Source organism: Sphingomonas sp. Y38-1Y (genome assembly GCF_032391395.1).
In the GTDB taxonomy this organism is placed as follows: domain Bacteria; phylum Pseudomonadota; class Alphaproteobacteria; order Sphingomonadales; family Sphingomonadaceae; genus Sphingomonas.
In genome coordinates this window covers 2180402-2192132 of record NZ_CP135916.1, presented here as the reverse complement: position 1 = coordinate 2192132, position 11731 = coordinate 2180402, and the positions used below count along the sequence as shown (strand labels likewise).

The 11731-nt window shown below is 67.8% G+C and carries 14 protein-coding genes; 8 read left to right on the top strand and 6 right to left on the bottom strand.

Annotation, left to right across the window (positions count from 1 at the left end; all coding sequences use genetic code 11):
* Positions 1-5: 5 nt before the first annotated feature.
* The gene (locus tag RS883_RS10490; RefSeq protein ID WP_315760148.1) at positions 6-1049 is read right to left on the bottom strand and encodes a rod shape-determining protein; all 1044 of its coding nucleotides are present in this window, start codon (positions 1047-1049) and stop codon (positions 6-8) included.
* 146 nt (positions 1050-1195) lie between these two features.
* Here RS883_RS10490 and mutL point away from each other — a divergent pair, with 146 nt between their 5' ends.
* Both mutL and RS883_RS10480 read left to right on the top strand, forming a co-directional pair.
* On the top strand, positions 1196-2977 hold the full coding sequence (gene mutL / locus RS883_RS10485) for a DNA mismatch repair endonuclease MutL (protein WP_315760147.1): 1782 nt from the start codon (positions 1196-1198) through the stop codon (positions 2975-2977).
* Positions 2978-3143: 166 nt separating this feature from the next.
* Entirely contained in the window at positions 3144-3476 is a 333-nt protein-coding gene (locus tag RS883_RS10480; protein WP_315760146.1) for a DUF962 domain-containing protein, read from the top strand.
* On the opposite strand, the gene RS883_RS10475 is transcribed toward RS883_RS10480, so the two are convergent.
* From RS883_RS10475 to RS883_RS10455, 5 genes are all read right to left on the bottom strand, one after another.
* A complete protein-coding gene (locus RS883_RS10475; RefSeq protein WP_315760145.1) occupies positions 3473-4528 on the bottom strand; it encodes a 2OG-Fe(II) oxygenase in 1056 nt (351 codons plus the stop codon). The genes RS883_RS10480 and RS883_RS10475 overlap by 4 nt on opposite strands.
* Before the next feature lie 284 nt (positions 4529-4812).
* A complete protein-coding gene (gene rplI, locus RS883_RS10470) occupies positions 4813-5400 on the bottom strand; it encodes a 50S ribosomal protein L9 (RefSeq protein WP_315760144.1) in 588 nt (195 codons plus the stop codon).
* 12 nt (positions 5401-5412) lie between these two features.
* Positions 5413-5637, bottom strand: a complete 225-nt coding sequence (gene rpsR / locus RS883_RS10465) for a 30S ribosomal protein S18 (protein ID WP_007403456.1) — start codon at positions 5635-5637, stop codon at positions 5413-5415.
* The gene (gene rpsF / locus RS883_RS10460) at positions 5637-6050 is read right to left on the bottom strand and encodes a 30S ribosomal protein S6 (protein ID WP_294265685.1); all 414 of its coding nucleotides are present in this window, start codon (positions 6048-6050) and stop codon (positions 5637-5639) included. Before rpsF ends, rpsR begins: the two co-directional genes overlap by 1 nt.
* 148 nt (positions 6051-6198) lie before the next feature.
* Positions 6199-6585, bottom strand: coding sequence for an RcnB family protein (locus RS883_RS10455; RefSeq protein ID WP_315760143.1), 387 nt, complete (start codon positions 6583-6585; stop codon positions 6199-6201).
* Positions 6586-6774: 189 nt separating this feature from the next.
* Between RS883_RS10455 and fabD the strand changes: the two genes are divergently transcribed.
* From fabD to mltG, 6 genes are all read left to right on the top strand, one after another.
* Complete coding sequence (gene fabD / locus RS883_RS10450) at positions 6775-7710, top strand: ACP S-malonyltransferase (RefSeq protein WP_315760142.1); 936 nt, start codon at positions 6775-6777, stop codon at positions 7708-7710.
* 46 nt (positions 7711-7756) lie between these two features.
* Positions 7757-8152 carry a GxxExxY protein gene (locus RS883_RS10445; protein WP_315760141.1) on the top strand — a complete coding sequence of 132 codons (396 nt, stop codon included), beginning with the start codon at positions 7757-7759 and terminating at the stop codon, positions 8150-8152.
* A 42-nt stretch (positions 8153-8194) separates the two neighbouring features.
* The gene (fabG, locus tag RS883_RS10440) at positions 8195-8935 is read left to right on the top strand and encodes a 3-oxoacyl-[acyl-carrier-protein] reductase (RefSeq protein WP_315760140.1); all 741 of its coding nucleotides are present in this window, start codon (positions 8195-8197) and stop codon (positions 8933-8935) included.
* Between the two features lie 89 nt (positions 8936-9024).
* The gene (locus RS883_RS10435) at positions 9025-9261 is read left to right on the top strand and encodes an acyl carrier protein (protein WP_096341411.1); all 237 of its coding nucleotides are present in this window, start codon (positions 9025-9027) and stop codon (positions 9259-9261) included.
* A gap of 208 nt (positions 9262-9469) precedes the next feature.
* The gene (fabF, locus tag RS883_RS10430) at positions 9470-10732 is read left to right on the top strand and encodes a beta-ketoacyl-ACP synthase II (RefSeq protein WP_315760139.1); all 1263 of its coding nucleotides are present in this window, start codon (positions 9470-9472) and stop codon (positions 10730-10732) included.
* 7 nt (positions 10733-10739) lie between these two features.
* Positions 10740-11708, top strand: coding sequence for an endolytic transglycosylase MltG (gene mltG, locus RS883_RS10425; RefSeq protein WP_315760138.1), 969 nt, complete (start codon positions 10740-10742; stop codon positions 11706-11708).
* The last annotated feature ends 23 nt before the right edge of the window (positions 11709-11731 follow it).

The window sequence follows — 11731 nt, the reverse complement described above, 5'->3', positions numbered from 1 at the left end:
CGAGTTCAGACCGCGAGCAGCACGCCGCGATAGATCGGATCCTCGAGCGCGCGGCCCGTGCCCAGCGCAACGCAGGTCAGCGGGTCCTCGGCGATCGTCACCGGCAGGCCGGTCTCGTCGCGAAGCACCTCGTCGATGCCCTGGAGCAGCGCGCCGCCGCCGGTCAGGACGATGCCCTGATCGACGATGTCGGCGGCGAGCTCGGGCGCGGTGTTCTCCAGCGCGATGCGCACGCCCTCGATGATCGTGCCGACCGGCTCCGACAGCGCCTCGGCGATCTGGCCCTGGTTGATCTGGATCTCCTTGGGCACGCCGTTGACCAGGTCGCGGCCCTTGATGTGGATCGTCGCGCCGATGCCGTCAGCCGGCGGCTTGGCGCAGCCGACCTCCTGCTTGATGCGCTCGGCCGTCGCTTCACCGATCAGCAGATTGTGGTTGCGGCGGACATAGCTGACGATCGCCTCGTCCATCTTGTCGCCGCCCACACGGACGCTGGTCGAATAGGCAAGGCCGCGCAGCGACAGGACGGCGACCTCGGTCGTGCCGCCGCCGATGTCGACGACCATGCTGCCGATCGGCTCGGTCACGGGCATGTCGGCACCGATCGCGGCGGCCATCGGCTCCTCGATCAGGAAGACCTGGCTCGCGCCCGCATTCGAGGCAGCGTCGCGGATCGCGCGGCGCTCGACGCTGGTCGAGCCAGAGGGGACGCAGATGACGATTTGCGGGAAGCTGAACGGTCCGCGGCGGCGGCCATGCACCTTCTCGATGAAGTGCTTGATCATCTGTTCGGCGACGTCGATGTCGGCGATGACGCCGTCGCGCAGCGGCCGGATCGCCTCGATCGAGCCGGGCGTCTTGCCCATCATCAGCTTGGCGTCGTCACCGACCGCCTTGACCTTCTTGACGCCGTTGAGCGTCTCGACCGCGACGACCGAAGGCTCGTTGAGGACGACGCCGCGCCCCCGAAGATAGACGACGGTGTTGGCCGTCCCCAGGTCGATCGCCATATCGTGCGACATGAACTTGAACAATCGCGAGAAAACCATCGACCAACCCGTTCTGGCCGCACGCGGAACTGCGCGCGGGCGTGATAGCGTCTAGCCGGACCCGCCGCCTGCCGGAAGTCCGGCGCCGGATGAAGGGTGGCGGTTGCGGGTCGCGGGATGCCGCCGCTTGGGCTAGAGGCTGTCCCATGTCAATACGCCGCCTGCCGCCCAACCTCGTCAACCGCATCGCCGCCGGCGAAGTGGTCGAGCGGCCTGCCTCCGCGCTCAAGGAACTGGTGGAAAACGCCGTCGATGCAGGGGCTTGCCGCATCGCAGTGCGGCTATCCGCGGGTGGGATCGACGGGATCGAGGTCGTGGACGACGGCTGCGGGATGGCGCCCGATGCCATGGCAATGGCGCTGGAGCGCCACGCGACCTCCAAATTGCCCGAATCGATGTGGGAAGCGGGCGCGATCGAAGGCGTCGCAACGCTCGGTTTTCGCGGCGAAGCGTTGCCCTCGATCGCCAGCGTCGCGCGCCTGACGCTCGAAAGCCGCGAGCGGGGCGGCGATGGCTGGCGCCGGATCGTCGACAATGGCGAGTTGGTCGAGGAAGGGCCCGCCGCACTGCCGCCCGGCACGCGAGTCCGGGTCGAGGCGTTGTTCGAGCGCATCCCCGCGCGCCGCAAGTTCCTGCGCAGCCCGCGCGCAGAATATGCCGCCTGCCTTGACGTCGTTCGCCGGCTGGCGATGGCGCGGCCGGAGATCGGCTTTTCGGTCGAGCATGACGGCCGCCGCGTGTTGTCGGTCGCGCCGGACGAGACGCGGCCCGATCGTGTCGCCGCGCTGACCGACCGTGCGCTAGCCGATAATTCGGTGGCGGTCGATCTGGAGCGGGCGGGGCATGTGCTGGGCGGGGTCGCCGGGTTGCCGACGTTCAACCGCGGCATCGCCGATCACCAGTATCTGTTCGTCAACGGCCGGCCGGTGCGCGACAAGCTGCTCGTCGGCGCGGTGCGCGGCGCCTATGCCGAGATGCTCGCGCGGGATCGCCATGCGGTGGTCGCGCTGTTTCTTGAGGTGCCCGCCGACAGCGTCGACGTGAACGTCCATCCGGCCAAGACCGAGGTGCGGTTCCGCGACCCCGCGCTGGTCCGCGGGCTGATCGTCAGCGGCCTTCGCCGTGCGCTCGACGAAGCCGGGCACCGCGTTGTTCAGGCGGCCGATGCGGGCGCGATGGCGAACTGGGTGGCGGAGCCGGTCGCCGCCGGTCCGGCGCCGGAGGCGTTCGCCTGGGGCCCGGCGCCGGGTACGGATCTGCTCGTCCGAGATGCGCGCCCGACCTTCCTCACCCCGCCGCCCGCGGCGCGGGCCGAGATGGCGGCGGAGCCCGTGCCGGCCACCACCGCTCATCCGCTGGGGGTGGCGCGGGGGCAGGTGGCACGAACCTATATCGTCGCGGAGGCCGAGGACGGCCTCGTCATCGTCGACCAGCATGCCGCGCACGAGCGGCTCGTCCTCGAACGCCTGCGCCGCGCGCTCGCCGCCGGCGGGGCGCCGCGCCAGGCACTGCTGCTCCCCGAAGTGGTCGAGATGGACGAGCCCGCTTGCGACCGGATCGAGGAGCGCGCCGCCGAACTCGCCGAGATGGGGCTGGAGGTCGAGCGGTTCGGCGCTCAGGCGGTGCTCGTCCGCGCGGTGCCGGCGCTGCTCGGCCAGAGCGACGTCACCGGCTTGATCCGCGACCTGGCGGACGAGATCGCCGCGCACGATCAGGCGCTGTCGCTGAGGGAGCGGCTCGACCATGTCGCGGCGACGATGGCGTGCCATGGATCGGTCCGGGCGGGCCGGGTGCTGTCGGTCGTTGAGATGAACGCGCTGCTCCGCGAGATGGAGGTTACGCCGCACTCGGGCCAGTGCAATCATGGCCGCCCGACCTGGGTGAAGCTGGCGCACGGCGACATCGAAAAGCTGTTCGGGCGACGCTAGAAGGGGGTCTCGTCACCCCGGACTTGTTCCGGGGTCCACTTGGCCGCGGTGGCGAAGGTCTGTGGCTCGCACGGTGTTTTGACCACGACCGCTTAGGCGAATGGCTCGGTGGACCCCGGAACAAGTCCGGGGTGACGGATTGGAGGAGGAGGCGTAACCTCCAGCCATGCCGCGCATCGCCACCTATGCCGAGTTCTGGCCCTTCTACCTTCGCGAACATGCGAAGGCGCGGACGCGGCGGCTGCATTATGCGGGGACCGCGCTGACCTTCGTCTTTGCCGGTATCGCGGTTGCGGTCGGCGGCTGGTCGTGGCTGGCGGTTCCGCTGGCGGGTTATGGCTTTGCCTGGTTTGCGCATTTCCGGGTCGAGCGGAACCGGCCCGCGACCTTCACCCACCCGCTCTGGTCGTTGGTCAGCGACTATCGCATGTTCTTCCTGTGGCTGACCGGCCGCCTCGATCGGCACCTCGGCGCCGCAGGAATCGATCCGCGCGCCTAGGCGGCGGTGCCGAAGTCGATGTTGGCGACATTGGCCTCGCGGACCTTTGCGGCGGCGTCGTCGTAGAGGAACGGCAGGCAGGCATAGCGCCGGCCGCGTGTCACCGGCGTCGCCTCATGCAGCAGCGAACAGGAGAAGACGACCGCGCCGCCCGGCTCGGCGCGATAGGTGCGCGATCCGAACTCGGGAAAGCGCAGGTCGCCGCCGTCGTAATCGGCGTTGAGGTTGATCGTGACGGCGAAGCGCCGGTGCATCGTCCCGCGCGTCGTGTTGTCGCGGTGCGCGCGAAAATGTCCGCCGCTCTCGGCATCATAGGCCGCGACCAGATAGCGCTCGATCCGTGTCGCCTCATACTGGAAGGCGCGCCGGATCGCCGGGAGCAGGCGGTCCTTGATTCGCGCACGGATCGCCGCCTGGGCCGCCGGATCGGTGATGATGTGATCGCGCCGCCGCTTGAAGTCGGCGTCGTGGACGAGCGTGGTCCTGCCGCTCCGCTCACGCATGAAGCCCGATTCCTCGCTGTCCCCGCCTTCGTAGAGGTCGATCAGCGAGCGGCAGAATTCGGGCTCGAACAGCCGGGGCATTGCCAGGACGGGGGCGGGGATGTTGACCGCATCGTCGGCGAGCGTCGCGAGCAGCGCGCGGGCTCGCGCGACCTCGGCCGGCGGCAGCACCGCTGCGACCTGAAGCCGGCGGTCCAGGACGATCAATTGCGGGCGATAGGCCGCCATGCCGCCCTCAGGCGGGCAAGCGCCGAACGTGGCGGCGATCTCCGTGTTGGCGTCAAAGGCGTGGGTGACGCCGTCGCGCATCGCGGGCGGTGCCTCGCGATCGGCCGGGTCGCTGGTCACGACCAGGATGTTGGCGCCAGCGACCGCAGCCTCGTTCAGCGCATCGCTCACCGTCGCAATCACCGGATGGCGAAGCGAGCCGAGCAATGCCACCAAAAGCGGCTTCCCGCCCAGGCGCGATATGTTGAACGGATCGCCGCCGCCCAGCGGGACATAGGCGACCCAGGGCGCATGCTCGCCGACGCTCAGAAGCTTGCTCATCGCCCAGGGATGACAGCGCCGGCGCGGCGGAGCAAGCCGTTCAGCAACCGGAAACCTTTCGTAACCTTCGCGCATTGAAGCAGGCGAAGGGTTTGGAAAGGCGTTGAAATGAGTAAGGTCATCCCGGTCGTTCTGTCGCTGATTCCGCTGGCGGCGGTCATCAGTGCGTGCGTCGCAGTGCCCTGAACGGGCGCTCACGCTCGACCCGATACGCACCCATCACGAAAAAGGGGCTGCCCGGTCGCCCGGACAGCCCCTTTTTCGTTGTTCGCTGAAGGGAAAGCTCAAGCCTCGGCTTCTGCTTCGGGCTCGCGCGCGATCTCGCCGGCTTCGAGGTTCGGATCGCGGTCTTCGGTGAAGCCGCTCTCTTCCTTCTCGAACATCGCCGACATGACGTCGACGCCCTGCGACTGCATCTCGGCCTCTTCGGGCGAGCGGGCGACGTTGACCTTGACGGTCACCGACACCTCGGGGTGCAGCGCCACGCGGACCTCGTGCAGGCCGATCGTCTTGATCGGCTTGTCGAGGACGACCTGGCCCTTGTTGACCTTGTGACCGTCGGCGACGAGCGCGTCGACCAGATCGCGAACCGCGACCGAGCCATAGAGCTGACCGACGTTCGAGGCCTGACGGATCAGCGTGACCGACACGCCGTCCAGGCTCTTGGCCTCGCTCTCGGCATCGCCGCGACGGGCGGCGTTCTCCGCCTCCAGACGCTCGCGATTGGCCTCGAACACGCGGCGGTTGGCGTCGTTGGCGCGCAGCGCCTTCTTGCGGGGCAGCAGGAAGTTGCGGGCGAACCCGTCCTTCACCGTAACCACGTCGCCGATGCGGCCGAGCTTCTCGACACGCTCAAGCAGGATGACTTGCATGGGATCCGATCCTTACTTCACGACGTAGGGCAGCAGGCCCAGATGACGCGCACGCTTGATGGCCTGGGCCAGTTCGCGCTGCTTCTTGGCCGACACGCTGGTGATGCGGCTCGGCACGATCTTGCCGCGCTCCGACACGAAACCCTGGAGCAGGCGCACGTCCTTATAGTCGATGCGCGGGGCGTCCTTGGCCGAGAAGGGGCAGCTCTTGCGGCGGCGGAAAAACGGGCGGGCCATCAGTTGTTCTCCCCTTCCTCACGCTCACGGCGTGGGCCGCGATCGCCACCACGGTCGCCGCGGTCGTCACGGTCACGGCGACGCTCGCGGTCGCCCTTGCGCATCATGACGGTCGGGCCGGCCTCATGGCCGTCGACGCGGACGGTCATGTAACGGATCACGTCCTCGTTGATCTGGGTCTGGCGCTCCAGTTCCGCGACGACCTCACCGGGCGCGTCGATCTCGAGCATCACGTAGTGCGCCTTGCGGTTCTTGGCGATGCGATAGGCGAGGCTGCGAAGGCCCCAGGTCTCGGTCTTGACGACCTTGCCTTCCATCGATTCGACGATCTTGGTGGCGTTTTCCGCCAACGCGTCCACCTGCGCCTGCGCCAGATCCTGGCGGGCGAGGAAGACGTGCTCGTAAAGAGCCATGTCTTCGTTCCTGTCTTGGCCGATCGCTGACCATGCGCCCATCGCATGGCCCCTCCGGCTGTCGTCCGAAATGCGAACCGGGGCGGAAAGGCGAACCTTCCACCCCGGTTGCCGGCGCTTAATCACGAACGCCGGTTTTTTGCAAGCGTTAGCGGAGCGCCCCGCCGATCACCGCGCCGATCAGGCCGCTTGCCAGCGCCACCAGCACCGCGTCGTTACCCGACTGCACCCACTGATAGCCGCGGGGCGGGGCATAGACACCGCGATTGCGATAACCGCGATAGTCGATCTGGCGATAGTTGGTGGCATAGCGCCGATCGAAACGCTGGCCGCGCTGCCAGTTGCGCTGATTGAAGCGGCGCGCGTCGTTGTGGCGGATTACGGTGCGCTCGCGATAGCCAGGGCCGCGATCGACGACGACGGTGCGGTTGGGCCGCTCCTTGATGACGCGGTAGTTCTGGGGCGCCGCACTGGCGAGGGTGGGGGCCGCGACCATCGAGGCGGCGACACCGGCGAGCATCAGCTTCTTGAACATCGATTGTCTCCTCGTTCGAGTTTCGTCCGCCGGTCCGTCCGGCGATGAGAGCAATCTGGTCCCCGCGTGTCGCAGACCTATCGCGGCAACCCGGCAAAATGGTCGCAGCCTGTCGCAACCGCGCCGGGACTTGAAAGCTTTCGCCGTTCGGGCGTAGGCGCCGGCGCTTCCAATCTGAGGGGAAGCCAGATGCGCGCGTTCATCTTTCCGGGACAGGGCAGCCAGTCGGTCGGCATGGGCCGCGCGCTCGCCGAGGCGAGCCCCCATGCGCGCGAGGTGTTCGGTGAGGTCGACGAGGCGCTGGGCCAGCACCTCTTCCGCCTAATGACAGAGGGGCCGGAAAGCGACCTGACGCTGACCGAGAATGCGCAGCCAGCGATCATGGCCAATGCGATCGCGGTGCTGCGCGTGCTGGAACGCGAGGGCGGCGTGCGGCTGGCCGACAAGGCCGATTATGTCGCGGGCCACTCGCTCGGCGAATATACCGCGCTGTGTGCTGCCGGGGCGCTCGACCTGTCGACGACCGCTCGCCTGCTCAAGCGCCGCGGTCAGGCGATGCAGGCGGCGGTGCCGGTGGGCGAGGGGGCGATGGCCGCGCTGCTTGGCGCCGACCGCGACAAGGCGCAGGCGATCGCCGATGCCGCCGCGGAGGGCGAAGTGTGCACCGTCGCCAACGACAATGATCCGGGCCAGGTGGTGATCTCCGGCGCCCGCGCCGCGATCGAGCGCGCGATCGCGATCGCCAAGGATCACGGCGCCAAGCGCGCGGTGCTGCTCCCCGTCTCCGCCCCGTTCCACTGCCCGCTGATGCAGCCCGCCGCCGACGTCATGGCAGCCGCGTTGGCCGACGCGCCGATGCAGGCGCCGCTCGTCCCCGTCTATGCCAACGTCACTGCCGCGCCTGTCGCCGACCCCGCCGTCATCCGCGCGCTGCTGGTCGAGCAGGTGACCGGCATGGTCCGCTGGCGCGAATCGGTCGGGGCGATGTGGGAGGCGGGGGTGACCGACTTCGTCGAACTTGGCGGCAAGGTCCTCGGCCCGATGGTCAAGCGCACCGCCCCCGACGCCACGACCGCGAGCGTGATTGGCATGGACGACATCGAGGCGCTGCTGAAGGTGATCTAAGGGAAAAAGAAAATGGTTCACGCAAAGGCGCAAAGGCGCGAAGCCGTTGCGTGATCTCGAAGCCGTTGCAGCTGATGCCGTCGACGCGGCAGTCATGGTGCATCGTGCGATCGGACCAGGTCTGCTTGAAAGCGTCTATGAACTCTTGCTCGCCGCTGAACTCGAGCGGCGCGGGCACAATGTGCTACGACAGCAGCCCGTCACCTTCAGCTTCAATGGCATGACGTTCGAGAACGCCTTCCGCGCCGACCTGCTCGTCGATGCCGGCCTCGTAATCGAGGTGAAGTCGATCGAGCGCCTGAGCGGGGTTCATGCCAAGCAGCTGTTGACCTACCTAAGATTAATGCAGCAGCCCCTTGGGCTGCTGATGAATTTCGGCGGCGAGACGATGGAGGAAGGTCTCAAGCGCGTCATCAACAGCCGCGCTGCCTTCGCGCCTTAGCGCCTTTGCGTGAACAATTTTTCTTCTTTCGGAGTTTAAAGCATGTTCGACCTTACTGGCATGACCGCCCTCGTGACCGGCGCCTCGGGCGGGATCGGGTCGGCGATCGCGAAGGCGCTGGCGGGGCAGGGCGCGCGCTTGGCGGTGTCGGGGTCGAACGCCGCCAAGCTCGATGCCTTTCGCGGCGAACTCGGCGGTGACCATGTGGCGCTGCCCTGCAACCTGTCCGACGGCGCCGCCGTCGATGCGCTCGTGCCGCAGGCGGTCGAGGCGCTGGGCGGGCGGCTCGACATCCTCGTCAACAACGCGGGCGTCACGCGCGACAACCTCGCGATGCGGATGAAGGACGAGGAGTGGGGCGACGTGATCCGCGTCAATCTGGAGGCCGCCTTCCGCCTTGCCCGCGCGGCGGCGCGCCCGATGATAAAGGCGCGTTTCGGCCGGATCGTCTCGATCACCTCGGTCGTCGGCGCGACCGGCAATCCGGGCCAGGCCAACTATGCCGCGTCCAAGGCAGGGCTGGTCGGCATGTCGAAGGCGTTGGCGCAGGAGCTTGCCAGCCGGAACATCACCGTCAATTGCGTGGCGCCGGGCTTCATCCGCTCGGCGATGACCGACGTACTGCCGGAGGCGCAGAAGACGGCGCTCACCGCCCGCATCCCGGCGGGCGACCTGGGCGCGGGCGAGGACATCGGCGCCGCCGTCGTCTATCTCGCCAGCCGGGAGGCGGGGTACGTCACCGGCCAGACGCTTCACGTCAACGGCGGCATGGCGATGCTCTGACGCGCTCTGCCGACGCCCACTTGCCAGCACGGATTTGGCCCGATAGGGCGTTCAGGTAACCGAAAGAACCCCACAAGAGGACCTTGGGAATGAGCGACACCGCCGATCGCGTGAAGAAGATCGTCGTCGAAAATCTGGGCGTCGAGGCCGAGAAGGTGACCGAGGACGCCAGCTTCATCGACGATCTTGGCGCCGACAGCCTCGACATCGTCGAGCTGGTCATGGCGTTCGAGGAAGAGTTCGGCGTCGAGATTCCCGACGATGCCGCCGAGAAGATCACGACCGTCAAGGACGCGATCACTTACATCGACGAGCACAAGGGCTGATTTGAGCCTGGCACGTTGAAGACGTTCGCGGCTCTCCGCCCGCGCCCCACGGGCCGGGCGGGGAGCCGTTTGTTTTGCGCGGCGCTTGACAGCGCGTGCGGCAGTCCCTTGATCGCCTGAGGTGCGACGGGGCCTTGCCGTAGCGGCACGAGCTCCGCGCGACCGAGAGGAAGGCCTGCCTGCCAGGCCGATGGACGGAGAGTTTCGCATGCGCCGCGTCGTCGTCACCGGCCTGGGTCTCGTCACGCCGCTGGGCGCTGAGGTCGAGACCGCGTGGAAGAACCTGATCGCCGGCAAGTCCGGCGCGGGGCGGATCACCCGCTTCGATCCGACCGACTACAAATGTCGGATCGCGTGCGAGGTGAAGCCCGCGGACCATGAATATGGCTTCGACGCGAACAAGCGTGTCGACCACAAGGTCCAGCGTCAGGTCGATCCGTTCATCGTCTTCGGCATCGACGCCGCGGGCCAGGCGCTCGAGGACGCTGGCCTGACCGACATGAGCGAGGAGGAGCGGTATCGCGCCGGCTGCTCGATCGGTGCAGGCATCGGCGGGCTTCCGGGGATCGAGAGCGAATCGCTCGTGCTCGATCGCAAGGGGCCGAACCGCGTTTCGCCGCACTTCGTTCATGGCCGCCTCATCAACCTGATTTCGGGCCAGGTTTCGATCAAGTACGGGCTGATGGGGCCGAACCATGCGGTCGTCACCGCCTGTTCGACCGGCGCCCATTCGATCGGCGACGCCGCCCGGATGATTGCAATGGACGATGCCGACGTGATGCTCGCGGGCGGTGCGGAGGGCGCGATCTGCCCGATCGGTATCGCCGGCTTCGCGCAGGCGCGCGCGCTGTCGACCAATTTCAACGACACCCCCGAAAAGGGCAGCCGCCCCTATGACCGCGACCGCGACGGCTTCGTCATGGGCGAGGGTGCGGGCGTCGTCGTGCTCGAGGAATATGAGCGGGCCAAGGCGCGCGGCGCCAAGATCTATGCCGAGGTGATCGGCTATGGTTTATCTGGCGATGCCTATCACGTGACGGCGCCGCATCCCGAAGGGTCGGGTGCGTATCGCAGCATGGAAATGGCGATGCGCAAGTCGGGGCTGTCGCTGTCCGACATCGACTATATCAACGCGCACGGTACCTCGACGCCGCTGGGCGACGAGCTGGAACTGGGCGCGGTCCGCCGGCTGTTCGGCGACGCGATCGGCTCGCTCTCGATGAGCTCGACCAAGTCGGCGATCGGCCATTTGCTGGGCGGCGCGGGCGCGGTCGAATCGATCTTCTGCATCCTGGCGATGCGCGACGGGATCGTGCCGCCGACGCTCAACCTCGACAATCCGAGCGAGAATTGCGCGGGCGTCGACCTGGTGCCGCACGTCGCCAAGGAGCGGCAGGTCCGCGCGATCCTCAACAACTCGTTCGGCTTCGGCGGGACCAACGCCTCGCTCGTGATGAAGCCGATCGATTGACCCGGCGATGAAGCGTCTCGGCTGCCTCGGCCTGATCCTGGGCCTGGTCGCGATCGCGGCCTTGTTCGGGGTGATGCAGAGCTGGGGCGGCAAGGGGCCGCTCGCCGCCAACGCCAGCGTCGTGGTGCCGCAGGGCGCCAGCCTGACCCGTGCGGCCGAGGAACTGGAAAAGGCCGGCGCGATCGCGTCGGCCAGCCGCTTCGTGCTGTTCGCCAAGCTGTTTGGCGGGTCCGATCCGATCCGCGCGGGCGAATATCCGATCCCGGCGGGGATCAGCCAGGCGGACCTCCTCAAGCTGATGCAGGGCGGCAAGACGCTCCAGCGCTTCGTGCCGGTGCCGGAGGGGCTGCCATCGGTGCTGGTGCAGGAAGCGCTGATGCGCGCGCCCGAGTTGACCGGCAAGGTCGATGTGCCCGCCGAAGGTTCGGTACTGCCCGACAGCTACAGCTATCAGCGCGGCGAGCCGCGCGCGGCGGTGCTCGGCCGGATGCAGCGCGCAATGGACCGCTACCTTGCGGAGGCATGGGCTCGCCGCAAGCCGGACATCGCGGTCTCGACGCCGCGCGAGGCGCTGATCCTCGCCTCGATCGTCGAGAAGGAAACCGCGGTCGAGGCCGAGCGGCGCACTGTCGCCGCCGTCTATTCCAACCGGCTGAAGCAGGGCATGCGGCTCCAGGCCGACCCGACAATCATCTACCCGTTGACCAAGGGTCGTCCGCTCGGTCGCCGCATCCTCCGGTCGGAGGTCAATGCGGTCAACGGCTACAACACCTATGCGATGACCGGCCTGCCCGAGGGGCCAATCGCCAATCCGGGCCGCAAGAGCATCGATGCGGTGCTGGATCCCGCGCAAAGCTCCGCGCTCTATTTCGTCGCGGACGGAAAGGGCGGCCACGTCTTCGCCGACACGCTGGAACAGCACAACGCCAATGTGGCGAAGTGGTATGCGATCCGCCGCGCTCGCGGCGAGATGTAGCGCGGATCGGGCAGGTTTTCGCG

What these genes read in the sequence shown, in the direction of transcription:
- RS883_RS10490 (WP_315760148.1), bottom strand. Translation starts at nt 1,049, where the DNA reads ATGGTTTTCTCGCGATTGTTCAAGTTCATGTCGCACGATATGGCGATC.
- mutL (WP_315760147.1), top strand. Translation starts at nt 1,196, where the DNA reads ATGTCAATACGCCGCCTGCCGCCCAACCTCGTCAACCGCATCGCCGCC.
- RS883_RS10480 (WP_315760146.1), top strand. Translation starts at nt 3,144, where the DNA reads ATGCCGCGCATCGCCACCTATGCCGAGTTCTGGCCCTTCTACCTTCGC.
- RS883_RS10475 (WP_315760145.1), bottom strand. Translation starts at nt 4,528, where the DNA reads ATGAGCAAGCTTCTGAGCGTCGGCGAGCATGCGCCCTGGGTCGCCTAT.
- rplI (WP_315760144.1), bottom strand. Translation starts at nt 5,400, where the DNA reads ATGCAAGTCATCCTGCTTGAGCGTGTCGAGAAGCTCGGCCGCATCGGC.
- rpsR (WP_007403456.1), bottom strand. Translation starts at nt 5,637, where the DNA reads ATGGCCCGCCCGTTTTTCCGCCGCCGCAAGAGCTGCCCCTTCTCGGCC.
- rpsF (WP_294265685.1), bottom strand. Translation starts at nt 6,050, where the DNA reads ATGGCTCTTTACGAGCACGTCTTCCTCGCCCGCCAGGATCTGGCGCAG.
- RS883_RS10455 (WP_315760143.1), bottom strand. Translation starts at nt 6,585, where the DNA reads ATGTTCAAGAAGCTGATGCTCGCCGGTGTCGCCGCCTCGATGGTCGCG.
- fabD (WP_315760142.1), top strand. Translation starts at nt 6,775, where the DNA reads ATGCGCGCGTTCATCTTTCCGGGACAGGGCAGCCAGTCGGTCGGCATG.
- fabG (WP_315760140.1), top strand. Translation starts at nt 8,195, where the DNA reads ATGTTCGACCTTACTGGCATGACCGCCCTCGTGACCGGCGCCTCGGGC.
- RS883_RS10435 (WP_096341411.1), top strand. Translation starts at nt 9,025, where the DNA reads ATGAGCGACACCGCCGATCGCGTGAAGAAGATCGTCGTCGAAAATCTG.
- fabF (WP_315760139.1), top strand. Translation starts at nt 9,470, where the DNA reads ATGCGCCGCGTCGTCGTCACCGGCCTGGGTCTCGTCACGCCGCTGGGC.
- mltG (WP_315760138.1), top strand. Translation starts at nt 10,740, where the DNA reads ATGAAGCGTCTCGGCTGCCTCGGCCTGATCCTGGGCCTGGTCGCGATC.